The sequence below is a fragment of the Streptomyces sp. NPDC088261 genome (assembly GCF_044740805.1).
Taxonomy (GTDB): domain Bacteria; phylum Actinomycetota; class Actinomycetes; order Streptomycetales; family Streptomycetaceae; genus Streptomyces.
Genome location: NZ_JBIURL010000015.1, coordinates 146,450 through 172,176, shown reverse-complemented (window position 1 = coordinate 172,176; position 25,727 = coordinate 146,450). Strand labels below are relative to the sequence as shown.

General features: G+C 71.5%; 25 protein-coding genes. 12 read left to right on the top strand and 13 right to left on the bottom strand.

What is annotated here, in order from left to right; genetic code table 11:
* Positions 1-99 precede the first annotated feature (99 nt).
* The 3 genes from ACIODU_RS26230 to ACIODU_RS26220 form a co-directional block, all read right to left on the bottom strand.
* Complete coding sequence (locus tag ACIODU_RS26230) at positions 100-558, bottom strand: lamin tail domain-containing protein (protein WP_356421364.1); 459 nt, start codon at positions 556-558, stop codon at positions 100-102.
* Positions 559-710: 152 nt separating this feature from the next.
* Complete coding sequence (locus ACIODU_RS26225; protein ID WP_401770221.1) at positions 711-1,385, bottom strand: hypothetical protein; 675 nt, start codon at positions 1,383-1,385, stop codon at positions 711-713.
* Between the two features lie 181 nt (positions 1,386-1,566).
* Positions 1,567-2,208: a DUF6629 family protein gene (locus ACIODU_RS26220; protein ID WP_401770219.1), complete on the bottom strand. Its 642-nt coding sequence runs from the start codon at positions 2,206-2,208 to the stop codon at positions 1,567-1,569.
* 415 nt (positions 2,209-2,623) lie between these two features.
* Between ACIODU_RS26220 and ACIODU_RS26215 the strand changes: the two genes are divergently transcribed.
* Together ACIODU_RS26215 and ACIODU_RS26210 are read left to right on the top strand one after the other, a co-directional pair.
* Entirely contained in the window at positions 2,624-2,827 is a 204-nt protein-coding gene (locus tag ACIODU_RS26215; protein WP_014061102.1) for a cold-shock protein, read from the top strand.
* A gap of 248 nt (positions 2,828-3,075) precedes the next feature.
* A complete protein-coding gene (locus ACIODU_RS26210) occupies positions 3,076-4,665 on the top strand; it encodes a DEAD/DEAH box helicase (RefSeq protein WP_401770217.1) in 1,590 nt (529 codons plus the stop codon).
* Positions 4,666-4,768: 103 nt separating this feature from the next.
* On the opposite strand, the gene ACIODU_RS26205 is transcribed toward ACIODU_RS26210, so the two are convergent.
* The 4 genes from ACIODU_RS26205 to ACIODU_RS26190 all read right to left on the bottom strand — a co-directional run bounded on the left by ACIODU_RS26205 (position 4,769) and on the right by ACIODU_RS26190 (position 6,339).
* A complete protein-coding gene (locus ACIODU_RS26205; RefSeq protein WP_356421377.1) occupies positions 4,769-5,143 on the bottom strand; it encodes a hypothetical protein in 375 nt (124 codons plus the stop codon).
* 92 nt (positions 5,144-5,235) lie between these two features.
* Positions 5,236-5,553, bottom strand: coding sequence for an SCO5918 family protein (locus ACIODU_RS26200; protein WP_356421380.1), 318 nt, complete (start codon positions 5,551-5,553; stop codon positions 5,236-5,238).
* A gap of 121 nt (positions 5,554-5,674) precedes the next feature.
* Complete coding sequence (gene ykgO, locus ACIODU_RS26195) at positions 5,675-5,797, bottom strand: type B 50S ribosomal protein L36 (RefSeq protein ID WP_161310538.1); 123 nt, start codon at positions 5,795-5,797, stop codon at positions 5,675-5,677.
* A 185-nt stretch (positions 5,798-5,982) separates the two neighbouring features.
* A complete protein-coding gene (locus tag ACIODU_RS26190; RefSeq protein WP_356421385.1) occupies positions 5,983-6,339 on the bottom strand; it encodes a hypothetical protein in 357 nt (118 codons plus the stop codon).
* Positions 6,340-6,447: 108 nt separating this feature from the next.
* On the opposite strand from ACIODU_RS26190, the gene ACIODU_RS26185 reads away from it, so the two are divergent.
* Together ACIODU_RS26185 and ACIODU_RS26180 are read left to right on the top strand one after the other, a co-directional pair.
* Positions 6,448-6,855 (top strand): hypothetical protein, encoded by a 408-nt coding sequence (locus ACIODU_RS26185; RefSeq protein WP_356421388.1) that lies wholly within the window; start codon positions 6,448-6,450, stop codon positions 6,853-6,855.
* Between the two features lie 77 nt (positions 6,856-6,932).
* A complete protein-coding gene (locus ACIODU_RS26180) occupies positions 6,933-7,745 on the top strand; it encodes an Fpg/Nei family DNA glycosylase (RefSeq protein ID WP_401770214.1) in 813 nt (270 codons plus the stop codon).
* A gap of 31 nt (positions 7,746-7,776) precedes the next feature.
* Here the strand turns inward: ACIODU_RS26180 and ACIODU_RS26175 are convergent, their stop codons facing one another.
* The 4 genes from ACIODU_RS26175 to ACIODU_RS26160 all read right to left on the bottom strand — a co-directional run bounded on the left by ACIODU_RS26175 (position 7,777) and on the right by ACIODU_RS26160 (position 11,712).
* The gene (locus tag ACIODU_RS26175; protein WP_401770212.1) at positions 7,777-8,076 is read right to left on the bottom strand and encodes a DUF6510 family protein; all 300 of its coding nucleotides are present in this window, start codon (positions 8,074-8,076) and stop codon (positions 7,777-7,779) included.
* 1 nt (position 8,077) lies between these two features.
* Entirely contained in the window at positions 8,078-8,839 is a 762-nt protein-coding gene (locus ACIODU_RS26170; protein WP_401770210.1) for a ferredoxin reductase, read from the bottom strand.
* On the bottom strand, positions 8,809-9,405 hold the full coding sequence (locus ACIODU_RS26165) for a sulfite oxidase-like oxidoreductase (protein WP_401770208.1): 597 nt from the start codon (positions 9,403-9,405) through the stop codon (positions 8,809-8,811). The genes ACIODU_RS26170 and ACIODU_RS26165 overlap by 31 nt, the downstream gene beginning before the upstream one ends.
* Before the next feature lie 183 nt (positions 9,406-9,588).
* Complete coding sequence (locus ACIODU_RS26160) at positions 9,589-11,712, bottom strand: alpha-galactosidase (protein ID WP_401770206.1); 2,124 nt, start codon at positions 11,710-11,712, stop codon at positions 9,589-9,591.
* A gap of 178 nt (positions 11,713-11,890) precedes the next feature.
* Here ACIODU_RS26160 and ACIODU_RS26155 point away from each other — a divergent pair, with 178 nt between their 5' ends.
* From ACIODU_RS26155 to ACIODU_RS26125, 7 genes are all read left to right on the top strand, one after another.
* Positions 11,891-13,066, top strand: a complete 1,176-nt coding sequence (locus tag ACIODU_RS26155) for an ROK family protein (protein WP_401770204.1) — start codon at positions 11,891-11,893, stop codon at positions 13,064-13,066.
* An 8-nt stretch (positions 13,067-13,074) separates the two neighbouring features.
* Complete coding sequence (locus tag ACIODU_RS26150; RefSeq protein ID WP_401770202.1) at positions 13,075-14,385, top strand: ABC transporter substrate-binding protein; 1,311 nt, start codon at positions 13,075-13,077, stop codon at positions 14,383-14,385.
* Positions 14,386-14,406: 21 nt separating this feature from the next.
* Positions 14,407-15,351, top strand: a complete 945-nt coding sequence (locus tag ACIODU_RS26145; protein WP_401770200.1) for a carbohydrate ABC transporter permease — start codon at positions 14,407-14,409, stop codon at positions 15,349-15,351.
* Positions 15,348-16,274, top strand: coding sequence for a carbohydrate ABC transporter permease (locus ACIODU_RS26140; protein ID WP_356421414.1), 927 nt, complete (start codon positions 15,348-15,350; stop codon positions 16,272-16,274). Before ACIODU_RS26145 ends, ACIODU_RS26140 begins: the two co-directional genes overlap by 4 nt.
* Positions 16,275-16,384: 110 nt before the next feature.
* Positions 16,385-18,235, top strand: coding sequence for an alpha-galactosidase D (locus ACIODU_RS26135; protein WP_401770199.1), 1,851 nt, complete (start codon positions 16,385-16,387; stop codon positions 18,233-18,235).
* A gap of 116 nt (positions 18,236-18,351) precedes the next feature.
* Complete coding sequence (locus tag ACIODU_RS26130) at positions 18,352-20,799, top strand: glycosyl hydrolase family 95 catalytic domain-containing protein (protein ID WP_401770198.1); 2,448 nt, start codon at positions 18,352-18,354, stop codon at positions 20,797-20,799.
* Positions 20,796-22,043, top strand: a complete 1,248-nt coding sequence (locus tag ACIODU_RS26125; protein ID WP_401770196.1) for an SGNH/GDSL hydrolase family protein — start codon at positions 20,796-20,798, stop codon at positions 22,041-22,043. Before ACIODU_RS26130 ends, ACIODU_RS26125 begins: the two co-directional genes overlap by 4 nt.
* A gap of 85 nt (positions 22,044-22,128) precedes the next feature.
* Here ACIODU_RS26125 and ACIODU_RS26120 read toward each other — a convergent pair whose 3' ends face one another.
* Complete coding sequence (locus ACIODU_RS26120) at positions 22,129-23,217, bottom strand: peptidoglycan-binding protein (RefSeq protein ID WP_401770195.1); 1,089 nt, start codon at positions 23,215-23,217, stop codon at positions 22,129-22,131.
* A 215-nt stretch (positions 23,218-23,432) separates the two neighbouring features.
* Positions 23,433-24,434: an ArsR/SmtB family transcription factor gene (locus ACIODU_RS26115; protein WP_401770193.1), complete on the bottom strand. Its 1,002-nt coding sequence runs from the start codon at positions 24,432-24,434 to the stop codon at positions 23,433-23,435.
* Positions 24,435-24,494: 60 nt separating this feature from the next.
* On the opposite strand from ACIODU_RS26115, the gene ACIODU_RS26110 reads away from it, so the two are divergent.
* On the top strand, positions 24,495-25,706 hold the full coding sequence (locus ACIODU_RS26110; RefSeq protein WP_356421430.1) for an MFS transporter: 1,212 nt from the start codon (positions 24,495-24,497) through the stop codon (positions 25,704-25,706).
* The last annotated feature ends 21 nt before the right edge of the window (positions 25,707-25,727 follow it).

Genomic DNA, 25,727 nt, shown 5'->3' with positions numbered 1-25,727 from the left:
TCACGGCCCGTCCGGCTCACCTTCTCCCTCAGTGGTCGGCTGTCACCGCCGTGGAGTTCCCGGCGGGGCGGCGCGAGTTGGAGGAGGGCCGGTCAGGGCTCAGCAGGCCTTGGAGGAGGATTTCGGGGCGTTGTACGCACACGTGTCCTGAACGGCCTTGGTGGCGCGCCGCAGGGTCGCGGTGTCCTTGTCGTTGTTCCAGACGTAGGCGCCGCGCTTCTGGAACACCGTCGCGGCGGTGTTCGTGCCCTTGCCGGTCTTCACCGTGACGGTCTTCCCCGCCTTGAGCGTGAACGTACCGAACGTGTAGGCGTGCTTGGAGGCGTCGGTGAGCGTCCAGCCCTTGAGGCTCACGGACTTGGCGGTGGTGTTCTTGATCTGGACCCACTCGCCGTTCAGGCTCGTGTTGGAACGGGTGTCCGAGCCCGGGGAGTTGTACCAGATCTTCGTGAGGTGCACGGATCCGGCGGCCTGGGCCTGCCCGGGGAACATGAACAACGTGGCGGCCGCCGCGGCCGCGGTGACGGCGGCGGTGGCGGCTATGCGGGTACGGGGCATGGCAGAACGTCCTGCTTCCGGGTGGGCGCCGCACGACGAGGCGGGCGCGAGGTGTTCAGACATTACGCATCATGTCCCGGCCGGACACGGCCTGTTGCGAAATCAGGACGAAAACGCGTTCTGCCCCACCCTGCGCCCGCCGGGCGCCCCGGTCAGTTGCCCGGCGACTGGTAGAGGCCCCGGCCCGCGCGGTGGGCGCGGGAGGTGGCCACCAGCCGGTCGAGCGTGCTGCGTACGGCGTTGATGGCGCCGGGGCTGTCGTCGCGGCCCAGCTTCGCCGCCACGTCGCGCGCCCGCACCGGCGAGTCGCCCGCGTCGGCCAGGATCTGGATGACCTGCTCGGTGAGTCCGCCGGCCGACTCGGAGGTGTCGTCCGCCGTCTGCTCGACGGGCGCGGCCTTGGCGGGCTTCGCCGCCTTCACCCGCTTCGAGGCGGTGTTCTTCTTGGCCGGCGGCCGGGTCTGGCCCTGCTTCTTGGGCCCCGCCGCGGGCAGCTTCCGCTTGATGCCGGAAGCGGCCTTGCGGCCCGCCGGGGCGGCCGTCCCGACCGTCACGTCGGTGGTGTCCTGTGCCACCGACGCCGCGGACACCGCGGCCGGCACGGCGGCCGCCGCGGCCTGCTCGGCCTCCTGGAGCTCGGGCGCGAGGGACAGGGCCCGCAGCGCGCTGAGCGCGGCGCGCACGGACTCGAGCCGCTCGGTGACCGCGGCGAGGTCCTTCTCGAGTGTCTGCTGGTGCTCTTCCAGCCGCGGGAGTTCGGCCTGCAACAGCGCGGTGGTCGCGTCGATGCTGCCGGGGTTCCCGGGCGCTCCGGACGTGGTGGTCATAGTGGCTGCCTTCCGTTCCGGGCCACCGCTGTTGTCCCACGAGGGTGACCTCTGTACCGCAGCCTAAGGTGTGTTGTTGTGTATTGAGTAATCCTTGACACCCCGGACCTGGATCCGAACGGCCCGAGCCCGCCCCGCCGGTGACCGTTTCCGCCTCTCCAGGGGCCCCTGGTACGGGAGTTCAGTGTGTTCCGGCGTCGCGGGGCGTGAACTCCCCGACCGTACGCCCCACCCAGCCGAGGAGCAGGACCGACGCCACCGCGGCGACCGCACACCAGGTCGAGACGAACTCCAGCCGCCACAGCAGGGCGCACACGACCGCCCCGGCCGCGACCGTCCCGCCGAGCAGCCGGAGCAGGGGGTCACCGGCGAGGAGCAGGGCCCCGAGCGTGGCGAGCAGATAGCCCGCCACGACCACCGGCGCGTCCGGGAGGTCGACGACGTACCCGACGGTGTGACCGCGCACCTCCGCCCGTACGGTCCGCGCGGACAGCTGGAAGGAGAGGACGGCGGCGACGGCGAGCCCGAGGACGGCGGGCCCCACCAGCCGGCGCCTGGCGTGCGGCGGCGCGGCCAGCAGGACGCCCAGCGGCACCCACACCACGAGGAGCGGCAGCGCCACCACCGCCCACGCGAGCGTGGCGGCCCCGGTGCCCCCGCCGCCGTCCCACACGACGGCCTCGGTGATCTGGTGGGCGCCCAGGAGCAGCGGCAGCGCGGCGAGCGGGAGATCGCGGGCCCGGCGCACGCGCGCCACACAGGCCACGCCGACCGACGCGATCGCGGCGCCCGCCACGAGATCGGCCGTCGCACTCCAGCACATGGCGCCACCCCAGGACCGGAACCGGCAGAAGGACCCGTCAACCGTCGCGGCCACCGTACGCGCGCCGCGGCGGCCGTACCCGGCGGCGACACCAGGAAATCCGTACGCGAAGGGCCGTCCGGGATCCGTGCGATATCTATGGCGGCGAGTACAGAAATAGCCCCGATGCGCGGTCAGTATTTATGGCACGGCAGGCGGAGTGATAACACCTGCCGTGCCCATCCACATGCACCGTGCTACTGTTGATCTCAGTTGCAGTTGTGGTTCCCAAAGACTTCAAGTGCTCTTCCCGGCTTTATGTGCCGGTAGGTGCGCTTTTGTATTTCCGGATTTCTTCCGGACGGGGTAATCATCGCGGCGACGTGGGGTGCGCACAGTGCGGACCTCCGGGCACATTGCCCCGAAGGAGATCAAAATGGCCAGTGGTACCGTCAAGTGGTTCAACGCGGAAAAGGGTTTCGGCTTCATCGAGCAGGACGGTGGCGGCGCTGACGTCTTCGCCCACTACTCGAACATCGCCGCCCAGGGCTTCCGCGAGCTCCAGGAGGGCCAGAAGGTGAACTTCGACGTCACGCAGGGCCAGAAGGGCCCGCAGGCGGAGAACATCGTTCCCGCCTGACGCATGGGCGCATGACAAGCTGGGGTCCGCTCCTTGGGATGCGGACCCCAGCTCGTTGCTTTTTGCAGGACCCGCCCGGACCGCCGTAACGGCCGCCTCGGGCGACGAGAGACCAAATACGCCGGCTCAGGCTTCTTTCGCCCCGGCGTGGCTCCGTTCAACGAAATTCCGGCTCGTTCTTGCGATTCTCTGTGCGGTCACCCCTGCCAAGAATTCTCGATACGTGCCGCATCGAGAAAGGTTCGGAAATGAACCGCACACGCACGAACGACCGCTACTCCCGTACACGTACGGGCGGCGGCTCCGGCTCCACCGGCAACGGCGGCGTCAGCCGCTTCCGCTCCGGTGCCGCACCCACCCGCTCCGGTGCCCCCGGCCGCTCCGGCGGTTCGGGCCGCAACGGCGGCTCCGGTGGCTCCTACGGGCGCCGCCCCTCCTCCGTCCAGGGCGAGTTCGCCCTGCCGGTGACGCTCACCCCCGCGCTGCCCGCCGTGACGAGCTTCGCCGAGCTGGAGATGCCGTCCGCGCTGACGGACATGCTCACCAGCCTCGGCATGAACGAGCCCTTCCCCATCCAGGCCGCCACGCTGCCGAACTCGCTGGCGGGACGGGACGTCCTGGGCCGGGGCCGTACCGGCTCCGGCAAGACCCTCGCCTTCGGCCTGGCCATGCTCGTCCGTACGGCGGGACAGCGCGCCGAGGCGAAGCAGCCGCTCGCCCTGGTCCTCGTCCCCACCCGCGAGCTGGCCCAGCAAGTCACCGACGCCCTCACCCCGTACGCCAGGGCGCTGCGACTGCGCCTCGCGACGGTCGTCGGCGGCATGTCGATCGGCCGCCAGGCCGGCGCGCTGCGCGGCGGCGCCGAGATCGTCGTCGCCACCCCGGGCCGCCTCAAGGACCTCATCGACCGCGGCGACTGCCGCCTGGACCGGGTCGCCATCACCGTCCTCGACGAGGCCGACCAGATGACCGACATGGGCTTCATGCCCCAGGTCACCGCGCTGCTCGACCAGGTGCGCCCCGACGGACAGCGGATGCTGTTCTCGGCCACCCTCGACCGCAACGTCGACCTGCTGGTCCGCCGCTACCTGCACGACCCGGTCGTCCACTCGGTCGACGCCTCGGTCGGCACGGTCACCACGATGGAACACCACGTCTTCCACGTGCACGGCGCCGACAAGTACGCCACCACGACGGAGATCGCGGCCCGTGAGGGCCGGGTGCTGATGTTCCTGGACACCAAGCACGCCGTCGACCGGCTCACCGAGCACCTGCTGAACAGCGGCGTGCGCGCCGCCGCGCTGCACGGCGGCAAGTCCCAGCCGCAGCGCACGCGTACGCTCGCCCAGTTCAAGACGGGCCACGTCACCGTGCTGGTGGCGACCAACGTCGCCGCGCGCGGCATCCACGTCGACGATCTCGACCTGGTCGTCAACGTGGACCCGCCCAGCGACCACAAGGACTACCTGCACCGCGGCGGCCGTACCGCGCGCGCCGGTGAGTCCGGCAGTGTCGTCACCCTGGTCCTGCCGAACCAGCGCCGCGAGATGACCCGCCTGATGGCCGACGCCGGCATCACCCCGCAGATCACCCAGGTGCGCTCCGGCGAGGCCGAGCTGAGCCGTATCACCGGCGCGCAGGCGCCGTCCGGCGTCCCCGTCGTCATCACCGCGCCCGTCTCCGAGCGCAAGCGCGGTACGTCGGCGGGCCGCGGCCGCGGCCGTACCGGCGGCCAGGGTCACCGCTCGGGCGGCGCGTCCCGCGCCAGGACCGGCTCCGCCGCGCGTCCGGCGGCGTCGTCGGCGACGGCGTCCGCGCCGCGCAGCAGCGCCGCGTAACGCGCGAGACGTACGGCCTGCCCGTACACACACCGCAGCCCCGGTACCAGCTGGTAGCGGGGCTGCGGTGTGTTGTCGGTGGGGTGGTGCGGGGGAGGGGTGGTCAGTGGTCCGAGTAGCTGAAGTCGCCCACCGTCCAGGCGCTGACGTCCTTGACGGCGATGCGGTACATCCCGCCGGTCTCGGGGATGCCCACGCTCCCCTGGAGGATCCGCGCGACGTGGAAGTGCAGATGGGTGGGGTCCTCGCCGGGCCGCAGGGCGGCCGCGCTGCCCGCGGACCCGAAGACGGCCGCGAACGGGCCCAGGCGCTCCGAGTCCCGCAGCACCTCCGCGACCCGCTCGCGCCAGACGGCTTCGGGTGCCAGACGTCCCGTGATGACTGCGCCCTGGACGACGACGGTGAGGGACATCTGATTGCTTTGCTCGGACTCCACCGCTGAGGCGATGTCAACAAGCAGATGATCAGGCTTCGACATGGGCGCTGACTGTACTACGCGCGAGGCGTCCCACGGCAGGCCGTGACCCGTACGGAGGGCGTGCGCCCTCCGGCCCGGTCACGACCCGGGGATCAATTCTGTACGGGCGTCCCGAGCATCGCGGACGCCGACTCCAGCGGGGAGAGCGCCGGCGCCGGGGCGGCCGCGGGCTCGGGCGCCACCGGGTTGCAGGTGAAACCGAGGCGCGTCAGCGCCCTGGTGACCTCGAAGGACGTGAAGTCGCGGCGGTCCTGGCGGGTGATCACCTCACCCACCTGCTTCACGGGGAAGACCCGGCGGCCGATGACCACGGACTCACCCGTGATGGGCTCGGGCTTGATGCCCTTCATCGACTGCTGCACCTCGCTCTTGACCAGCTCGAAGGGGAAGCGGGCGATGACGCAGCGCATAGTGCCTCTGGGGGAAGAAGGGAAAAGCCGGTTACTTCAGCATCCCACAGAAAAGTAACGATCGGAGGCCGGGCTTTCGCCGGGCCTCCGGGAACGCGGTGGGTGCGTGGCACGCGGACGGTCAGCCCTGGCGGGCCTTGAACCGCGGTTCCTTCTTGTTGATCACGAAGACACGGCCCCGGCGGCGGACCACCTGGGCGCCCGGCTTGGCCTTCAACGCGTGCAGTGACTGGCGGACTTTCATGGCCTGTCCCTTCCGTACGGCGCACCGCCTCGCGACGGTGCGCACTTCGTGTCCATGCCAACGCGGGGAGGGGTGGCCCCATTCCCCGGGCCCGGTCGGCGGCGTCGTACGCCGCGAGCGCCACATGGCCCGATTTCGCCCCCCGGGCGATCGTGGTGGCGGTCGCCCCGGGGCTCCCGTGCAGATCAGGGCCGCCGGTCGCTGTGGCCGCAGATCCATGCCAGTGCCGCGTGCACCCCCTGGATGAAGTCCCGGGGGATCGTCCGCTGCGTCGCGTCCTCCAGCTGTACGGTCGCCGCGTCCGCCTCCGCCGTCAGGACGGACAGGTCCGGCGCCCCCTGATCGGTGGCGCCCGTGACCGGGGCCGCGTCGCCCCGGCCCAGCGCCCAGAGATAGCCGGTCATGGCGCCCCGGGAGAGCTGTGTCTGCCCGGTCGGCGCGGCGGCGACGGCCTCCAGCGCGCGGAACGCCTCCTCGACCTCGGTACGTGGCCTGGTGCCCACGAGCTCGCCGTCGTGGGGTCCGGTCTGTTGAGTGGTCATGTGCTGAGTCTGCCCCCGTGAGCGCGATCGAGCCGAAATGGGTGAAGTCGGTTCAAGGGGCTGCCCGTGGCGGAGGTCTGGCGCCACACTTGCCGCCTGGGGGTGACCATGTCGGTCTATCAGGTGTCCTGTCCTGCGCGGATCCTCTTCCTGCCGGAGGAGCTTTCCGCCCTGGGGGAGTTGGACGGCGGCTTCGATGTCGAGCCGAGTCTGTGGTGCACGCTGGAGGCGGGCCACTCGGGCCCGCACCACGTGATCGCGCAGTGTGTCAGGGGATCGGGGCCGGTCGAGCCCTGGGACATGTGGGCGCGCTGGCCCGATGACGACGAGTACGGCCCGGGGCGGGGACTGGTACGGCTGGAGTCCTGCCCGGCCAAGTTCCTGAAGGGGGCCGTGTCGGAGGAGGGGTGCCATCTGCCACTCGGGCATCCGGGGCGGCACGGGTACGAGTTCGGTCCGCCGATCACGGCGGCGGACGTGCTCCCGGACTGGCTGGTGCGGCGCTTCTTCGAGTGACGGGCCGGGCCTTCCCCGTACAGCCGGTACGGGGGAGGTTCGCCGCCGGTCCGCGAAAGTGGCGGCATCATGGAGGTATGCCAGAAGGAGACACGGTGTACCAGGCCGCCCGGCGCCTGCACGGCGCGCTGGCCGGGCACCGGCTCGTACGGTCCGACCTGCGCGTGCCCTCGCTCGCCACGGCCGACCTCACCGGCCGTACCGTCCTCGGCGTCACACCGCGCGGCAAACACCTGCTCACGCGCGTCGAGGGCGGCTGGACGCTGCACTCGCACCTGCGCATGGACGGGGCGTGGAAGGTGTACGAGCCCGGCGCCCCGTGGCGCGGCGGCCCCGGCCACGAGATCCGCGCCGTCCTCGCCACCGCCGACCGCACCGCCGTCGGCTACCGTCTGCCCGTCCTGGAACTCCTCAGGACCGGTGAGGAGGACCGGGTGGTGGGACATCTCGGCCCCGACCTCCTCGGCCCCGACTGGGACCCGGACGAGGCGCTGCGCCGCCTGCTGGCCGACCCGGACCGGCCGATCGGCTCGGCGCTCCTGGACCAGCGCAACCTCGCCGGCATCGGCAACGTCTTCATGGCCGAATTGTGCTTCCTCGCCCGCGTCACCCCGTGGACCCGCGTCGGCGACTGCGCCGCGATCGAGCGCCTCGTCCCGGCCGCGAAGCGCCTGCTGGAGGCCAACCGCGAGAGCGTCGACCGCACCACCACCAGCGCCGCCGTCCGGGCCCGCTCCCGGCACCGCCTGTACGTGTACGGCCGCGCGGGCCGGTCCTGCCTGGTCTGCGGTACGCCCGTACGCGTCGCGTCCGAGACCCACGGCCGGATCGGGCGCGAGCGCCCCACCTACTGGTGCCCGCGCTGCCAGCACGGCCCGGTCGCGCACTGAGCCGCGCGCGGCCCGGTCACTCCCCCACCGGTCACTCCCCGGGGAGTGGGATCCTGAGCGCGGTGGTCCCGCGCATGTCCAGCCACGCCGCCTCCGGCCCCCGGACCATCCGCATGACCACGGCGTCGCACTCGGGACACCGGGCGACCATCCCCGGGGCGTGGGTGTAGACCCGCAGCTCCGCCAGCGGACCCGCGCGTCCGCAGGACGCGCAGGTTCCGGTCGCCGTGGTCAGGTCCGTCGTGAAGAACTCGCGGAACGGGCCCGCCAGCACGTTGCCGTCCTGGAACGCCTCGCCGGTCGTCGTACCGGCCGCCTGGGTGGGACGCATGTCAACCTCCGACCGGACCAAAACGCTCGGTCCTTATCCGTTGCGGATCGTGGCCCTGCGCCACGAGGATCTCGGCCGCCCGCTCCACGAACCCGGTCGGGCCGCAGACAAAACACATCGGGGCGAACTCCGCGGGCCAGCCGTACGCCGCCACGTCGTCCTCGGTGAGCCGGCCCGGCGGCCGGCGCGGGCCCTCCGGCGCCGACCGGGTGTACAGATGGGTGACGTCCAGCCCGCCCTGGGCGCCCGCCGGGCCCAACTCCGGGACGTAGTAGCGTTCTTCGGGCGTGCGGACCGAGTAGAGCAACCGGAAGGGGACCCGGCTCCCGGTGCTCCTCCGGGTGCGGATCATGGATATCAGCGGGACCACCCCGGAGCCCCCGGCCATCAGCAGCACCGGGGAGGGATCGGCCGGGTCCCACACGAACCAGCCGCCGACCGGCCCGCGCAGTTCCAGCTGGTCACCCGCCTCCAGCACGTCGACCAGGTACGGCGAGACCTCGCCGTCGCCGATCCGCTGCACGGTCAGCTCGATCCGGTCGCCGCCGGGCGCCGACGCGAGGGAGTAGCTGCGCTGCGTGCTGTAGCCGTCCTCCGCCGTCAGCCGTACGTCCACGTGCTGGCCGGCCGCGTGGCCCCGCCAGCCGGGGGCCCGCAGCACCAGCGTGCGCGCCGTCCCCGTCTCGTCGCGGACGTCCTCGACCGTCGCCGTCTGCCAGCGCAGCCGGCCGGTCAGTCGCCCTGATACCGCTGCTCGCGCCACGGGTCACCGTATTCGTGGTAGCCGAGTCCCTCCCAGAAGCCCGGCTCGTCCGAGTCCATCAGCCGGATGCCGTTCACCCACTTCGCCGACTTCCAGAAGTACAGGTGCGGCACCAACAGCCGTGCGGGACCGCCGTGTTCGGCGGGGAGGTCGTCGTGGTCGTAGCGGTACGCGATCCACGCCTGCCCGTCGAGCAGGTCCTCCAGCGGCAGGTCGGTGGTGTACCCGCCGTAGCTCTGGACCATGGCGTAGTCACCGTCGAGATCGACACCGTCGAGCAGGGTGTCCAGCGACACCCCCTCCCACTCCGTGCGGAACTTGGACCACTTCGTCACGCAGTGGATGTCGACCGTGGGCCGCTCGGCGGGCAGCGCCGTGAGGTCCCGCCACGACCACTGGTGGGTCTCACCGGCGACCGTGGTCAGGGTGAACCGCCAGTCCTCCTTCGCGACCACCGGCGTGGGTCCGGCCGACAGCACCGGGAAGTCGTGCACCACGTACTGGCCCGGGGGCAGGTTCTCCTCCGTCGGGCGCCGTCCGTGGAAACCGCGAGAGATGACAGCCACATCGGTCTCCTCTCCCTCCCCGGCACGGGACAGCGGGTGCACCGGTGAGCGTCGCCTGTCAGTGGCGTCGCCTCCCAGTCTGGTCCCGTCGCACCACGAGCACCATCGGAACCGCTCGCGGCCCCGGTGCGGGGAGGCCCGGACCCCCGGACTCCCCGCACCGGCCCCCCGGATCCGGGCCCGTCAGGACACCCGGACCAGGTGCACCGCCGTACTGGCCCAGTCGCCCGCGGGCAGCTCCGGCAGGATCCCGTAGCCGGTCAGCACGCGCCCGGAGTGGACGGTGCCGGTCCGCGCGTCGCGGTAGCGGGCGTCGGGGTCGAGCCCCGCCAGCCGGAGCGGCGTGCGCGGGCTGCCGTGGCGCGGCCCCCGCTGCCAGACCAGCAGCAGCGCCTCGCTCCGGTCCGCGCTGGTGTACTGCACCGCGGACGGGCCGTCGTCGACGGGACCGCGCGGCCGGTGCACCACGCCGTGCTGGACGAGCGGGCGGACCCGTTTGTACGTGGCGACCAACTCCGCGGCCTCGGCCAGCTCCTCCTCCGACCACCGGGTCAGATCGCCGCCGATACCGAGGGCCCCGGCCATCGCGACGTGGAAGCGGAAGCGCAGCGGCACGGACCGCGCGGTGAGCTGGTTCGGTACGTCCGTCACCCAGGCGGCCATCGTGCGCGCCGGGTAGATCTGGCCGTATCCGTGCTGGATGGACAGCCGGTCCCAGGCGTCGGTGTTGTCCGACGCCCAGGCCTGGTCGGTCCGGGACAGGATGCCCAGGTCGACCCGGCCGCCCCCGCCGCTGCACGACTCGATCCGCAGGTGGGGATGGTCGGCGCGCAGCCGGTCGAGAAGGGCGTACAGGTTCTGTACGTAGGCGGTGCCCAGGCGGTCGGCGCCGTCGGCGCGGTCGGGCCAGCCGGCCTCGCTGAACGCGCGGTTCATGTCCCATTTGAGGAAGTCGACGGAGTGCTCGCCGACCAGCCGGGTCAGCCAGCCGTACGCCCAGTCGGCCACGTCGCGGCGGGCCAGGTTGAGGACCAGCTGGCCGCGCAGTTCGGTGCGGGTACGGTGCGGGAAGTGCAGCACCCAGTCCGGGTGCCGGCGGTAGAGGTCGCTGTCCGGGTTGACCATCTCGGGCTCCACCCACAGGCCGAAGCGCATCCCGAGCCGGTGCACCTCCTCGACCAGCGGGGACAGCCCGCCGGGGAAGCGGTCCGGGGACGGGGTCCAGTCACCGAGCCCCGCCTCCGCGTTGCGGCGGGCGCCGAACCAGCCGTCGTCCATGACGTACAGCTCCACCCCGAGTGCCGCGGCCCGGGCGGCCAGCGCCTTCTGGCCGGCCTCGTCCACGTCGAAGCCCGTCGCCTCCCACGAGTTGTAGAGCACGGGCCGTACCTCGCCGGGGTGCGGCAGCACATGGGCGAGGGTGTACGCGTGCCAGGCGCGGCTCGCCGCGCCGAAACCGCCGTCGCTGTAGAGGCCCGCGAGGCGCGGGGTGGTGAACTCCTCGCCAGGGCCGAGCGGCAGCGCCGTACCGTCCAGGCCGGCTCCGCCGGTGAAGCAGACGCGGCCGTCGGGCGTGCGCTGCACCGTGAGACGCCAACTGCCGCTCCACGCCAGGGCGGCGCTCCACACCTCGCCGCGGTCCTCGGTCGCGTGTCCGTCGTCCAGCATCACCCAGGGGTTCGCGTGATGGCTGGTGATGCCCCGCCGGCTGGTGAGGGTCGTCTCGCCGTACGGCACCGGCTCCCGGCGCAGCCGGCTCTCCGCCGACCACTCTCCCGTGACGTGGCTGAACCGGTGGTCCTCCCTGGCCGGCAGCGTCCACGCGGCGGAGTCCGCGCGCAGCAGGGTCACGGGGGTGTCGCCGGTGTTGCGCAGGACGGTCCAGCGCTCGATGACGTCGCTGTCGTCGTGGACGCGGTAGTGGAGGCCGACGTCCAGGCCGTAGTGCGTGTCGCCGAACTCCAGGACCAGTTCGGCCGATCCGGGGGCGGACTCGTCGACCCGGTGGCCGGTGGGCCGCCACTCGAAGGCGCGGGTGCCGTCGGCGAACCGTACCTGGAGGGAGGGCGCGCCGTACCGGGCCCCTCCGTCCACGGGCAGTTCCTCGCCGACGGGCGAACGCCCCTCGAAACTGCTGGCCGGCGGCGCCGGGGGAGCGGCCAACTCCTGTGCCTCTTCGAGGGTCAGCCGAGGTCCCCAGCCGAGGTGACAGGGCGCGCCCGTCTCGTCGATCCGCAGCGCGTACGACGTGCGCGGAGTGGAGAGCAGCCAGACCCCGGTGTGAGGGGCGAAGGAGATCACAGGCATGGATCCTCACGTTCGTTTTGCGCCTCGAGAGCAAACCGCAGCCAACCGTGCCTTGGATCAGGTGTCAATACCCGGAGGTTGGCGCGCATTTGCAAGTTGAGACGTCCCTCATTTGGTATTTCGAAAGGGGCTTGCTTCTTTCATTGACAGCGGAAAAGAACACCCCTACGTTTCGGCCATGCGCTCGACCCCTCGTACCGAGGCGGTTCCGGCACCGACGCCGGCCGCTTCCCTGGTCTTCACGACCGTGCTGTCCCACGGCCCGCTCACGCGGATCGAGATAGCCCGGCGCACCACGCTCTCCTCCGCCGCCGTGACCAAGGCGGTCCGTCCCCTCATGGAGGCCGGCTACCTGGTCGAAGGCGCGGACGAGGAGGCGCGCCCGTCGCTCGGACGCCCCGCCACCCTGGTGCGGGTCGACGGCGGCCGGGCCCTGTTCATCGGCGTCAAGGTGACGGGCGACGAGATCATCGCCGTCCTCACCGACCTGTGCTGCCGCATCCGGGTCGCCCGGCACCTCCCCCTCACCGACCGGGAACCGGGCGCCGTGCTCGCCGCCATCGCCGGAGTCGTCCAGGAACTCCTCACGGAGGCCGACGGGTTCGGGGTGGAGGTGCGGGGGCTCGGGCTCGCCGTCTCCGGTGACGTGGACCGTACGGCCGGAGTCGTGCGCTACTCGCCCTTCCTGGAGTGGCGCGACGTCCCCCTCGCCGACCTGGCGGGAACGGTGACGGGACTGCCGGTCACCGTCGACAACGACGTCCGCGCGCTGACCGTCGCCGAGCAGTGGTTCGGCGCCGGCGTGGGTCTCTCCGACTTCGCGCTCGTGACGGTCGGCGCCGGCATCGGCTGCGGGCTGGTGGTGCACGGCCGGGTCGTCTCGGGCGCCCACGGCGTGGCGGGGGAGATCGGCCACCTGTCCATCGACCCGCTGGGACCGCCGTGCCACTGCGGCAACAGCGGTTGTGTGGAGGCGATCGCGGGGGACTCCGCCATCGTCCGCCGCGTCCGGGAGGTGACCGGACAGCCGGTCACCGACTCCGCGCACGCGCTGGAACTGGCGCACCGGGGCGACCCGGGGGCCAAGGATGCCTACGCGCGGGCCGGGGAGGCGATCGGCCGGGCCATCGGCGCCGTCGTCAACGTCCTGGGCCCCCAACGAGTGATCATCTCCGGCGAGGGCCTGGCGGCGTACGACCTGTTCGCCGAACAGATCCGGGACGCGTTCGCCGCCTCCGCCTTCGGAACCGCCGCGCAGTGCGACGTGATGACACGTCCGCTGCCCTTCGAGGAGTGGGCGCGGGGCGCCGCGGCCACCGCCATCCAGTCCTTCATCGGAACAGACACGCACTAGGAGTAGCGATGACGCTGAGCCGCACCCCCTCGCCCTTCCACGCCCCGAGCCGCCGCAACGTGGTCCGCGGCGTGCTCGGGGCCGGCGCCGCCGCCCTGGCCGCGCCCGTCCTGACCGCCTGCGGCGGCGGCCCCGCCGCCGACCCGAAGACGGTGACCTTCGGATCCAACGGGGCGGACGCCACCCCCAAGAAGGCCTACTCCGCCGTCACCGGCGCCTTCACCAAGGACAGCGGTCTCAAGGTCAGGACGAACACCGTCGACCACGACACGTTCCAGAAGAGCATCTCCACCTACCTCCAGGGCACCCCGGACGACGTCTTCACCTGGTTCGCCGGCTACCGCATGCAGTTCTTCGCCAAGAAGGGCCTGGCCCACCCCGTCGACGACGTGTGGGACACCATAGGTTCCGGCTTCAGCGACGCCGCCAAGCAGCTCTCCAAGAGCCAGGACGGCAAGTATTACTTCGTCCCGCTCTACAACTACCCCTGGGCCGTGTTCTACCGGAAGAGTGTGTTCCAGGAGCGCGGCTACCAACCGCCCGCCACCTGGAGCGCGTTCACCGCGCTCGTCAAGCAGATGAAGAAGGACGGCCTCTCACCCATAGCCTCCGGCTACGGCGGCGGTGACAGCTGGTCCGTCCTAGGCGCCTTCGACTACCTCAACCTCCGTGCCAACGGCTATGACTTCCATATGTCGCTCATGCGCGGCGAGGTCGCCTGGACCGACCGGCGCACCAGCAGGACGCTCGACCTCTGGCGCGAGATCAGCCCGTACTACCAGGAAGGCGCGGGCGGCCGCTCCTGGCAGGACGCGGCCCAGTCGCTGCTCGACAAGAAGTCCGGCATGGCCGTCATCGGCCTCTTCCTCGGCCAGCAGATCACGGACGAGAAGCTCCGCGACGACATCGACTTCTTCCCCTTCCCCACGATCGACCCGTCCTTCGGCCAGGACACCGTCGAGGCCCCCACCGACGGCTTCATGCTCAGCCGCAAGCCCAAGAACCCCGACGGCTCCACCAAGCTCCTGGAGTTCCTCGGCAGCGCCAAGGCCGAGAACCTGTACATGGGCGTCGACCCCAGCAACGTCGCCGTCCACTCCGGCGCCGACACCAGCACGTACAACGCACTCCAGAAGAAGTCCGCCGAACTCATCGCGTCGGCCAAGCACATAACCCAGTTCGCCGACCGGGACAGCGACCCCGGCTTCATCTCCACCGTCGTGCTCCCCGGCCTCACCCAGTGGCTGGGACATCCCGACGACGGCTCGGCCCTGCTCAAGAAGATCGAGTCCCAGCGCTCGCGCTTCTTCACCGCCTGACCAGGACTGGGAAGGTTCCACATGTCCTCCGTGCGCCCAGCGCCCCCCACCACGCCACGCGCCCGCCCCCGGCCGCGCCGGCTCAGCGCCGGTGACCGTCTCTTCCTCGCGGTCATCGTCGGCATCCCCGTACTCGCCCTGCTCGTCTTCGTCTGGCTGCCGGCGCTGGCGTCCATCGGTCTGTCCTTCACCAGCTGGGACGGCATCGCGCTGTCCGACATCCACTGGATCGGACTGGACAACTACCACGAGATCTTCACCAACTACCCGCCGTTCTGGCCGGCGGTCCAGCACAACGTCGTCTGGCTGCTCTTCACGGCCCTGCTGCCCACGCCGTTCGGCATCTTCCTGGCCTACCAGCTCGACCGGAAGATCCGCTTCACCCGGATCTACCAGACCGCGATCTTCCTGCCCATGGTGCTGTCCCTGGCCGTGGTCGGCTTCATCTGGGAGATCATCTACAACCCCGACAACGGACTGCTCAACGGCGTCCTCGGCGGAATCGCGCCCGGCCACCACATCGACTGGCTCGGCGACCCGGACCTCAACCTCTGGACCGTACTGGTCGCGTCGGCCTGGCGGCACACCGGCTACATCATGATCCTCTACCTGGCCGGCCTCAAGGGCTTCGACCCCGCGCTCAAGGAAGCCGCCTCGCTCGACGGCGCCAACGAACGGCAGACCTTCCTGCGGGTCGTCTTCCCCGCCCTCAAGCCCGTCAACATCATCATCCTGGTCGTCACCGTCATGGAGTCGCTGCGCGCCTTCGACATCGTGTACGTCCTCGGCGGCGGCGTCGGCAGCAAACCGGGCATGGAGCTGCTCTCCCTCCTGATCACCGACAACATCATCGGCGAGTCCAGCCACATCGGTTACGGCTCCGCCCTCGCGGTGGTCCTGCTCGTGGTCTCCCTGCTCGCCATCGGGACCTTCCTCGTACAGACCTTCCGCAAGGAGGACCAGTGACCGCGACCGCCACACCGCCGGCCGCCGGCTCACGCACCCGCCGTACCGCCTCCAGGGAAACCGGGCCCTCGCGTCCCAAGAGCCAGGCCGGCCGCCATGTCCTGCTCGGCGGCATCGCCCTGCTCTGGCTCGTCCCGCTGCTCTGGGCGGTCTACACCTCGCTGCGGCCGTACGCGGACACCAGCAAGAACGGGTATCTCTCCTGGCCGCACAGCCTCAGCCTGGAGAACTTCTCGGACGCCTGGAGCCAGTCCGGGATGCCGCACTTCTTCTGGAACTCCGTCCTCATCACGGTCCCCGCGGTCCTCGGCACCCTGCTGTTCTCGGCCGCCGTGGCGTTCTTCGTCTCGCGCTTCGACTTCCGCTGGAACGTCGTCCTGCTGATGCTGTTCACGGCGGGCAACCTGCTGCCCGCCCAGGTGCTCATCACCCCGTTGTACCGCCTGTACCTGCTGATCCCGCTGCCCGGGTGGATGAGCGACTCGTTCCTGCTCTACAACTCCGTGTGGGGCATCGTCTTCATCCACATCGCCTACCAGTGCGGCTTCTGCACCTTCGTCCTCAGCAACTACATGCGCACGATCCCCAAGGAGATCACCGAGGCGGCGCTGGTCGACGGCGCCCCCGTGTGGCGGCAGTTCTTCCAGATCGTGCTGCCCCTGTGCCGCCCCGCCTTCGCGGCCCTGGCCACGCTCGAATCGATCTGGATCTACAACGACTTCTTCTGGTCGCTCGCGCTGATCGAGACCGGAGACAAGCGGCCGATCACCTCCGCGCTGGCCAACCTCCAGGGCCAGTACTTCACCAACCCCAACCTGATCGCGGCCGGTGCGCTGATGACCGCGATCCCCACGCTGCTGGTGTACTTCGCGCTCCAGCGCCAGTTCATCAGCGGGCTGACCATCGGTTCGGGCAAGGGCTGAGCCGAAGGACGGGCCCGCGTACGACCGTTGTCGCGGACGCCCGTCCCCCTGCCCCGACCGCACGCACGCTCCGTGCACGTCCATGCGCCGACAACAGGAGGTCCTGACCCATGCGGTCACCCGCGTACCCCTTCAGAGCCGTGCTCGTCCTGGCCCTCGCGGCCGGCCTGACCACCGCCGTCCCCTCGGCCATGGCGGCCACCCCCACCACCGCCGGGCCGGCCGTCGCCCAGGCCCCCGCCGTCGCCCAGGCACCCGTCGCGGCACCGGCCGCCGATGCCGCCGCAGGTCTCGCCGAGAAGCCCTTCATGGGTTGGACCAGCTGGTCCATGCAGTCGTCCAAGTACCCGGGCCTCAACCCCGACGGCGACTACAGCTACCTGAACGAGAAGAACGTCCTCAAGCAGGCCGGCGCGCTCGCGTCCAAGCTCAAGAAGTACGGCTACGAGTACGTCAACATCGACGCCGGCTGGTGGATGGACCTGGCGTGGAAGCCCCGCTTCGACGCGTACGGCCGCCAGGCCGCCGACCCCGGCCGCTTCCCCCGGGGCATGAAGCCGGTCGCGGACGACATCCACGCGAAGGGCCTCAAGGCCGGCATCTACCTGCCCGTCGGCCTCCAGAAAGAGGCGTACGGCGAGGGGAAGGTCCCGGTCTTCGACGCGCCCGGCTGCACCACGGCCGACATCGTCTACCCCGACCTGCGCACCACCAACGGCTGGGACAGCGCGTACAAGATCGACTTCTCCGACCCCTGCGCGCAGAAGTACATCGACTCGCAGGCACGGATGTTCGCCGACTGGGGGTACGACTACCTCAAGCTCGACGGCGTCGGCCCCGGCTCCTTCAAGAGCGGCGACAACTACGACAACATCGCCGACGTGGCCGCCTGGCAGAAGGCGATAGCCACCGCCGGCCGCCCGCTCCACCTCGAAGTCTCCTGGTCGCTCGACATCAACCACGCCGCCGACTGGCAGAAGTACACCGACGGCTGGCGGATCGACACCGACGTCGAGTGCTACTGCAACACCCTGGTGTCGTGGGAGAACTCGGTCGACGACCGCTTCGACGACGCACCCAAGTGGACCCGGTTCGCCGGTCCCGGCGGCTGGAACGACCTCGACGCGATCGACGTCGGCAACGGCGAGATGGACGGCCTGACCAAGGCCGAGCGGCAGAGCTACATGACCCTGTGGGCCATCGCCAAGTCCCCTCTCTACACCGGTGACGACCTCACCCGCCTCGACGACTACGGCGTCTCCCTGCTGACCAACAAGGACGTCCTCGCGATCAACCAGGGCAGCACCCCGCCCGCGCGGCCCGTCACCGCCACCGGCGACCAGCAGGTGTGGAGCGCGAAGAACGCCGACGGCAGCTACACCGTCGCCCTGTTCAACCTCGCCGACTCCTCCTCCGCCGTGACCGCCGACTGGCAGTCCCTCGGTTTCACCGGCCAGGGCAAGGTCCGCGACGTCTGGAACAAGGAAGACCTCGGTACGTTCAAGGACAAGGTCACCCAGGCCCTGCCCGCCCACGGCTCGCGCCTGTTCACCGTCACCCCCCGGGGAACCGCCTTCAAGAAGACGGCGTACGAGGCCGAGTCCCCGGCCAACACACTGAGCGGCAACGCCTCGGTCGGCGATTGCGGCGCGTGCTCCGGCACGCACAAGGTCGGCAACCTCTACCAGGGCGGCAAGATCCAGTTCAACGACGTCGTGGCCACGAAGGCCGGCCACTACCTGATCGACGTGTCCTACATCAGCGGTGACGCCCGCCCGGCGAAGATCTCCAGCAACGGCAACGGCGCCACCGCCCTGAAGTTCCCGTCCACCGCGGACTGGGGGACCGTCGAGACCGTCACCGTCCCGGTCACCCTCAGGGCCGGCACGAACACGATCACCATCGACAGCGGCGACGACTACGCGCCGGACATCGACCGGATCGCCGTACCGCGGCTGTAGTCCCGTCCCGCACATCCCTCCCCACTCCGGTGCGGGGCTGTGAAGCCCCGGCCCCGCACCGGCCCCTTCCCCCTCCCGGCGGCCCGGCACCCGCATGCCCGCACCGCCCCTCCGGAATGGAGTGCTCCGTGGACGACCAGCACACCGGCGCAGCCGCGCCCGCCCCGACGTCCCCCCGCGGCCCGAGCCGGCGGGAAGCCCTCTCGCTCGCCGCCGCGGTGGGCACCTTCACCGCCCTCGGCGGCCTGCCCGCCTTCGCCGCCTCCGGACCCGTGGTCCGGCGGACGACGTCTCCTCTGCTCCCCGAGGCGTCGACCACCCGGTTCTGGTACCGGTCGCCGGCGTCCGACACGAACATGATCGAGCAGGGCCTCCCGGTCGGCAACGGCCGGCTCGGCGCCCTCGCCGGCAACGACCCCTCCCGCGAGGTGCTGCTCGTCACCGACGCCACCCTGTGGACCGGCGGCCTCAACGGCACCCTCGACGCGGACGGCCAATTCCCGTACGGGCGACAGGACTTCGGCTCGTTCACGCTGCTCGGGCGGCTGACCGTCGAGATCCCGGACCACGACCTGTCGTCGCTCTCCTCCTACCGGCGGGACCTCGACATCAGCCAGGGCGTGGTCTCCGCCACGTACGTACGCTCCGGAGTGACCTACGAACGCCGGATCTTCGCCAGCCACCCCGACGACGCCATCATCCTGCACTTCACGCAGAAGGGCGGCGGGCGCTACACCGGCTCGGTGAGCCTGGCCGGCACCCACGACGAGAAGACCACCGCCGACCGTACGAGGAAGTACGCCTCGTTCCACGGCTCGTTCCCGGACGGCGGACTGCGGTACGGCGCCGCCGTCACCGCGTCCAGCGGCACCGGCAGAGTCACCGTGGACGGTACGCGGATCACCTTCACGGACTGCGAGGAGCTGACGGTCGTCGTCAGCGGCGGCACCGACTACGCCCCCGACGCGGCCACCGGCTACCGGAACCGCGCCGTCGACCCGGAGCCACTGGCCAGGACGAAGGTCCTCGCGGCGGCCCGCCACTCCGCCACCACCCTCCTGCACAGCCATGTCGCCGACCACCGCGAGCTGTTCGAGCGGATGGACATCTCCCTCGGGCGGTCGTCCGCGTTCCAGCGTGGCCTCGACACCTGGGAGCGGGTCAGGGCCCGCTACACCGACGGCGAGGCGGACCCCGAACTCGAAGCGTCGTACCTCCAGTTCGGCCGCTACCTGATGATCGCCGGGTCCCGGGACAGCCTGCCGGTCGCCCTCCAGGGGTTGTGGCTGGACGGCAACGACCCGGACTGGATGGGCGATTACCACACCGACATCAACATCCAGATGAACTACTGGATGGCCGACCGGGCGGGCCTGTCCGGACTCTTCGACGCGTTCGCCGACTACTGCGTGGCGCAGCTCCCCTCCTGGACCAAGCTCACCCACGACCTCTACCAGGACCCGCGCAACCGGTTCCGCAACTCCACCGGCAAGGTCGCCGGCTGGGCCGTCTCCTTCTCCACCAACGTCCACGGCGGCAACGGCTGGTGGTGGCACCCCGGCGGCAGCGCGTGGCTGGCCAACTCCCTCTTCGAGCACTACGAGTTCACCCAGGACAAGGCGTACCTCGCCAAGATCTACCCGCTGCTCAAGGGCGCCGTCGAGTTCTGGGAGGCGCGGCTCATCACCACGACGGTCACCGACCGGGCCACCGGCGAGACCCGCGAGGTGCTGATCGACGACAAGGACTGGTCGCCCGAGCACGGCCCGCAGGACGCCCGGGGCATGACGTACGCCCAGGAGCTGGTCTGGGCGCTCTTCGGCAACTTCCGTACCGCCACCGACGTCCTCGGCAGGGACGCGGCGCACAGCAGGGCGGTCGGCGCGCTCCGGGAGCGGCTGTACCTCCCCGAGGTGAGCCCCACGTCGGGCTGGCTCCAGGAGTGGATGTCCCCCGACAACCTCGGCGAGACGACCCACCGCCACCTCTCCCCGCTCATCGGGCTGTTCCCCGGGGACCGCATCCGCCCCGACGCCTCCACCCCGAAGGAGATCGTCGACGGCGCGACCGCCCTGCTCACCGCCCGGGGGACGAACAGCTTCGGCTGGGCCAACGCCTGGCGCAGCCTGTGCTGGGCGCGGCTCAAGGACGCCGAGAAGGCGTACCAGGGGGTTGTCACCAACCTCCGGCCGTCCATCGGCGGTACGAACGGCACCGCGCCGAACCTCTTCGACATCTACGAGGTCGAGAAGGGACGCGGCATCTTCCAGATCGAGTCCAACTTCGGCACCGCCGCCGCCATGATCGAGATGCTGGTCTACTCCCGGCCCGGCCACGTCGAGCTCCTGCCCGCGCTGCCCGCCGCGTGGGCCGCCTCCGGCGCCGTCGCGGGCGTGGGGGTACGGGGCGGATTTGTCCTCGACCTGCGGTGGAAGGCCGGCAAGGTCACCGAGGCGCGGCTGCGCAGTGTCGGCGGCCGTACGACCACCGTGGGGTTCGGCGGCAGGACGCAGAAGGTCAGCCTCAGGCCGGGCGCCTCGGTGTCCCTGCGGGAGCTGACGTGAGACGGCCGAGGCGCCGCCGGTACGCGGTGGGCCTGGTCTCCGCGCTGCTCGTCACCCTCTGCGCCCCGGCGACGGCGGTGTCCGCGACGGCGGTACGTGCCGCCTCCCCCGGCCCGCCGGCCGCGACCGCCCCGGGCCGCCACCAGGTCGTCACCTGGGGCGCGAGCGCGGACCGGCAGGGCGAGGCGCCCCGCGACCGGAGCTACCGGGCCGTGGTCCGCACCAGTGTCGGCGGCACCGGCACCCGCGTCCGGCTCTCCAACGCGTTCGGCGACCGGCCGGTCACCTTCGACAGCGTGTACGCCGGCCGGCGGAAGGAGGGCGCCCAGCTCGTCGGCGGCAGCAACCGCGCGCTGACCTTCGGCGGCGCCGGCTCGGTCACGGTCGCGGCGGGGGAGAGCGTGGTCAGCGACCCGCTGTCCGGCCGGCTGGCCCCCGGGAGCGACCTGGTCGTCAGCTACCACGTGCTCAGCGCGGGCGGCCCCTCGACCGGCCACGGCATGGCCATGCAGACCTCGTACGCCACGGCGGGCAACCACTCCGCCGAGGAGAGCGCCGCGAGCTGGACCGACCGGACCGGGTCCTGGTACTACCTCGACGCGGTGAGCGTCGAGACGGACCGGAACACCGGCGCCGTGGTCGCCCTCGGCGACTCCATCACCGACGGCTGGCAGTCGAGTACCGACACCAACCGCCGCTGGCCGGACTATCTCTCCCGCCGCCTCCAGGGCGCGACCGGGATCGGCGTCAAGGGCGTCGCCAACGAAGGGATCTCGGGCAACAAGGTCCTGGCGGACGGCGCCGGGCAGAGCGCGCTGAACCGCCTCCAGCGGGACGTGCTCTCGCAGCCCGGCGTCCGTACGGTGCTCCTCTTCGAGGGCATCAACGACATCAAGGCGCACTCCGGCGTCACGGTGGCCGACCTGATCGCCGGATACCGGCAGATCGTCGAACGGTCGCACGCGGCGGGGAAGTGCGTGGTCGGCGCGACCGTCCTGCCCTTCAAGGGCTGGTCGGAGTACGACCCCGAGAGCGAGGCCGTACGGCAGGGCGTCAACGCGTTCATCAGGACCAGCGGTGAACTCGACGGTGTCGCCGACTTCGACAGGATGCTGCGCAGCGCGTACGACCAGGAGAAGCTGCTCCCGGTCTTCGACGGCGGCGACCGCCTGCACCCGAACGACAAGGGCATGCAGGCGATGGCGGACGCGGTCGACCTCAAGAGCCTGCGGTGCGACCGCTGAGACCGGTACGTACCTGAGGTGAGAGAAAGGCGAAGGCTCCCACGCCGGCGGGCGTGGGAGCCTTCGCGCGTTCCGGGCTGCGGGGCTACGGCTTCTCGGTCTCCGCCTCCAGGACCTTCCTGGTGGCGGGCCCGTACACCCCCGAAGCGTCACCGGTGATGTCGCGGTCCTTCTGATAGCGGGCGACCGCGCGCTCCAGCTCGGCGTCGTACGTACCGTCGGGCCTGCCGAGGTAGCGCAGCAGCAGTTGGCTCATCCGCTTCTGCAACTCGACCACCTCCGGGCCCGTGTCACCCTCCCGCAGGACCGCCGGGCCCGGCGACGGGGTGGAGCCGGGGGAGGCGGACCCGCTCGGCGAGGCGGAGGCCGTGGGGGAGGCCGGGGTGTCCTCGCCCGCCTGGCCCTTCGCGGAGGTCGCGGAGGCGGAGGCGGACGCCGGGGCCGTGTCGGACGGGCTCGCGCTCGGGTCGTCCGACGGTGAGGAGGCGGCGTCGTCCGAGGCCGGACGGTCCGGGGCCGGGGCGGCCTTGTCACCGGCCGTGCCGGTGGCGTCCGGGAGCGCCGTCCGCGCGGTCGAGGAGGACGAGCCGGGGCCCGCCGCCTCGTCCTCGCCGCCGCCCCGGAGCGCGACACCGGCCGACACCGCGATGACGGCGGCGACCACGGCGATGGCGACGGCCAGGTAGAGGCCCCTGCGGCGGCGGGCGGGCGGCTCGTCCGTATCGTCGTCACCGGGGGAGCCCTCGGCGGCCCCGGCCCCGGCCCCCGCGCCCGCGGCGGTGACGCCCGCGCGGCCCTCTTCGTCATCCCCGTCGCTGTTGTTGCCGCTGTCGTCCTTGCCGTCGTCGTGGGCGGTCGCTCCCACCACCACCCCCTGCACGGCCGTCGTTTCGGCCCCGGCGCTGCCGGGAGGCCCGAAGGCCGCCCGCTCCCGCGCGGCGCGCTCCCGCTCGGCCTTGTCGGCGGCGGTCGGCTCGGCCTTGCGTTCCGGGGCGTCGGTCCCGCTCCCCAGCGAGACGTAGGGGCGTACGTGCATCTGATCGCCGTCACCGGACTGTTCCACCGGGTCGGTGAGGCTCTTCCCGGCGATGTCGGCCCGGGTGGCGCACGCGCAGTCGGGATGGCCGGCCTCGCCCGGAGGTGCGAAACAACGGGGGCAAGATTCCTGCGTCACGGACGTTTCCTTCCTGGGGACGCGGCGATTATGCAGAGCCGCCGCTGTTTCGCGCAGTGCTTCCCGGCCGCGAAAAGGGTCACAATCAGTCATCAGGTCGAGCGCTGACCGGTCATATGGCACGGGAAAGGGGCAAAACAAGAACGCGATGTGTTCGAACTCGCACCGTATCGCAGGAGGGTTGAGGCCCTTCGAGCGCGTCGTACGCGGCCGGCTCACGCCTCGCTCTGCGCCGCCACCAGACCGTCCCCCGCCGTCGTGCGGCTGTAGAGCACCGACCGCCCCGCCCGCTGCCTGACCACCAGACGGGCGTCGAGCAGCACCTTGAGATGGCGGCCCACCGAACCGAGCGCCATCCCGGTCAGCCCCGCCAACTGCGTCGTGCTCTTGGGGGTGTCGAGCAGCAGCAGGACCCGCGCCCGGTACGGGCCGAGCAGCCGGCCGAGCGCGTCCGGCTCGCCCGCCCCGCCCAGGACGGCCGCCGGGCCCGTACAGGGATAGACCACGGCATAGCGGTACGGCGGGTTCTCCTCCCAGCAGACCCACCCCGACCGGGGCGTGACCGGTACGAACACCAGTTGCGCGTCGGAGACTTCACGCGGTGGGTATGCGCGCGTGTTGATCTGCAACCGCCCTTCACCGAGCCAGCGCATGCGCGGACGCATGTCGTCCAGGGCGGCGGCCCAGCCGCCCAGCGTCAACTGCCGGGTCCGCGCGACCACATCGGCCTCACAGATCCGCCGCCGGGCCGGCCAGTACGGCAGGACCGTCTCCGTCCAGACCCACTCCAGCAGGTCGGCGACGCGCCCCGCCGGATCGGACCGGACCAGCCGCTCAGGGACCGGCCGACCCTGGGCCACCGCCAGATCCGCCCGTACGGCCTCCGGAGGCGTCTCCCTGATCCGTACCAGCTCCCGCGCGAACGCCGCGCTCCCGTCACCCTCCGGTACGGGGGCCGGATGCGCCCCGGGCGCGGGCGTCATGAAGTCCGCGTTCCACCCGTTCCCCCGCGCCGCCCGCACCAGCTCCGCCGCCGGCGGATCGGCGGCCAGCCGCTCCCGGTACGCCGGCCCGTGGGCCTCGAACCACCCCCGCTCGCCGGGGTGCGCGGGCGCGCCCCGCTCCAGGGCGAACAGGGTCGCCGTGGTCTCCGCCAGCGGCGAGATCACGAACCGGCTGCCCGCCAGGGTGTCCGTACTGATCTGCCACCAGCCCATGGTTTCGCCTCCACGCGAAACAATAACGCCGCCGGTACGGCCCTGATGAGACTGCCGTCCATGCGCACCTACGGCCAGCTCTTCCGCACCCCTGAGTTCACCCCCTTCTTCCTGACCTGCTCCGTGCAGGTCGCCGCCACCACCGTCGGCGGGCTGGCCCTGGCCACCCTCGTGTTCCGGTCCACCGGCTCCGCCCTGCTCTCGGCCCTGAGCATGTTCGGCCCCTCCCTGGCGCAGGTGCTCGGCGCGACCCTGCTGCTGTCCGCGGCCGACCGGCTGCCCCCGCGCTCCGCGATGACCGCCGTGGCCCTGGCCGTCGGCGCGGGCACCGCCGTCCTGGCCGTCCCGGGCCTGCCGCTGTGGGCCGTCTTCACCGTCCTCCTCGTGGAGGGCCTGGTCACCTCGGTCGGCGGCGGGGTGCGCTACGGGCTGCTGAGCGAGATCCTCCCCAAGGACGGCTACCTGCTGGGCCGTTCCGTCCTCAACATGTCCGTCGGCACCATGCAGATCGCCGGGTACGCCACCGGCGGCGTCCTGCTCGCCGTCCTCTCCCCGCGCGGGACCCTGCTCACCGCCGCCGCCCTCGGCGTCGCCTCCGCAGTCCTCGCCGCCGCCGGGCTCTCGTCCCGCCCGCCCCGTACCGCCGGAAGACCCTCGGTCGCCGAGACGTGGCGTACCAACAGCCGTCTCTGGTCGTCGCCCGCCCGGCGCACGGTCTTCCTGGCCCTGTGGGTGCCCAACGGGCTGATAGTCGGCTGCGAATCCCTCTTCGTCCCCTACGACCCGGGGAACGCGGGCCTGCTCTTCGCCTGCGCGGCCTTCGGGATGCTCATCGGCGACACCCTCGCGGGCCGCTTCCTCTCGCCGCGCCGGCGCGGGCGGCTGGGCGCCCCGCTGCGCCTGCTGCTCGCCGTGCCCTACCTGGTGTTCGTGTGCCACCCGGCGGCGCCCTTCGCGGCGGCGGCCGCCACGCTCGCCTCCATCGGTTTCGCGTCGAGCCTGCTGCTCCAGGAGAGCCTGATCGCGCTGACCCCGGACGACATCCAGGGACAGGCCCTCGGCCTCGACACCTCCGGGCGGCTGACCATGCAGGGCGTGGCGGCGGCCCTCGCCGGGGCGGTCGCGCAGTACACCTCGCCCGCGACGGCGATCGCCGTCATGGCCCTGGCGTCGGTCGCCGTCACGCTCGCCCTCGCGCCCGGTCTGCGGCCGGAGCGGATCACCGCGGCTCTCGGACCGGCCGCGGATCCGGCGTCCGGAAGCGGCCGGTAGCATGACCCACGGACCCCGGTC

Coding starts and splice junctions, on each gene's coding strand:
- ACIODU_RS26180 (WP_401770214.1), top strand. CDS start 6,933: ATGCCAGAAGGAGACACGGTGTACCAGGCCGCCCGGCGCCTGCACGGC.
- ykgO (WP_161310538.1), bottom strand. CDS start 5,797: ATGAAAGTCCGCCAGTCACTGCACGCGTTGAAGGCCAAGCCGGGCGCC.
- ACIODU_RS26190 (WP_356421385.1), bottom strand. CDS start 6,339: ATGACCACTCAACAGACCGGACCCCACGACGGCGAGCTCGTGGGCACC.
- ACIODU_RS26150 (WP_401770202.1), top strand. CDS start 13,075: ATGACGCTGAGCCGCACCCCCTCGCCCTTCCACGCCCCGAGCCGCCGC.
- ACIODU_RS26135 (WP_401770199.1), top strand. CDS start 16,385: ATGCGGTCACCCGCGTACCCCTTCAGAGCCGTGCTCGTCCTGGCCCTC.
- ACIODU_RS26210 (WP_401770217.1), top strand. CDS start 3,076: ATGAACCGCACACGCACGAACGACCGCTACTCCCGTACACGTACGGGC.
- ACIODU_RS26200 (WP_356421380.1), bottom strand. CDS start 5,553: ATGCGCTGCGTCATCGCCCGCTTCCCCTTCGAGCTGGTCAAGAGCGAG.
- ACIODU_RS26215 (WP_014061102.1), top strand. CDS start 2,624: ATGGCCAGTGGTACCGTCAAGTGGTTCAACGCGGAAAAGGGTTTCGGC.
- ACIODU_RS26160 (WP_401770206.1), bottom strand. CDS start 11,712: ATGCCTGTGATCTCCTTCGCCCCTCACACCGGGGTCTGGCTGCTCTCC.
- ACIODU_RS26230 (WP_356421364.1), bottom strand. CDS start 558: ATGCCCCGTACCCGCATAGCCGCCACCGCCGCCGTCACCGCGGCCGCG.
- ACIODU_RS26155 (WP_401770204.1), top strand. CDS start 11,891: ATGCGCTCGACCCCTCGTACCGAGGCGGTTCCGGCACCGACGCCGGCC.
- ACIODU_RS26110 (WP_356421430.1), top strand. CDS start 24,495: ATGCGCACCTACGGCCAGCTCTTCCGCACCCCTGAGTTCACCCCCTTC.
- ACIODU_RS26130 (WP_401770198.1), top strand. CDS start 18,352: ATGGAGTGCTCCGTGGACGACCAGCACACCGGCGCAGCCGCGCCCGCC.
- ACIODU_RS26225 (WP_401770221.1), bottom strand. CDS start 1,385: ATGACCACCACGTCCGGAGCGCCCGGGAACCCCGGCAGCATCGACGCG.
- ACIODU_RS26220 (WP_401770219.1), bottom strand. CDS start 2,208: ATGTGCTGGAGTGCGACGGCCGATCTCGTGGCGGGCGCCGCGATCGCG.
- ACIODU_RS26145 (WP_401770200.1), top strand. CDS start 14,407: ATGTCCTCCGTGCGCCCAGCGCCCCCCACCACGCCACGCGCCCGCCCC.
- ACIODU_RS26205 (WP_356421377.1), bottom strand. CDS start 5,143: ATGTCGAAGCCTGATCATCTGCTTGTTGACATCGCCTCAGCGGTGGAG.
- ACIODU_RS26185 (WP_356421388.1), top strand. CDS start 6,448: ATGTCGGTCTATCAGGTGTCCTGTCCTGCGCGGATCCTCTTCCTGCCG.
- ACIODU_RS26175 (WP_401770212.1), bottom strand. CDS start 8,076: ATGCGTCCCACCCAGGCGGCCGGTACGACGACCGGCGAGGCGTTCCAG.
- ACIODU_RS26115 (WP_401770193.1), bottom strand. CDS start 24,434: ATGGGCTGGTGGCAGATCAGTACGGACACCCTGGCGGGCAGCCGGTTC.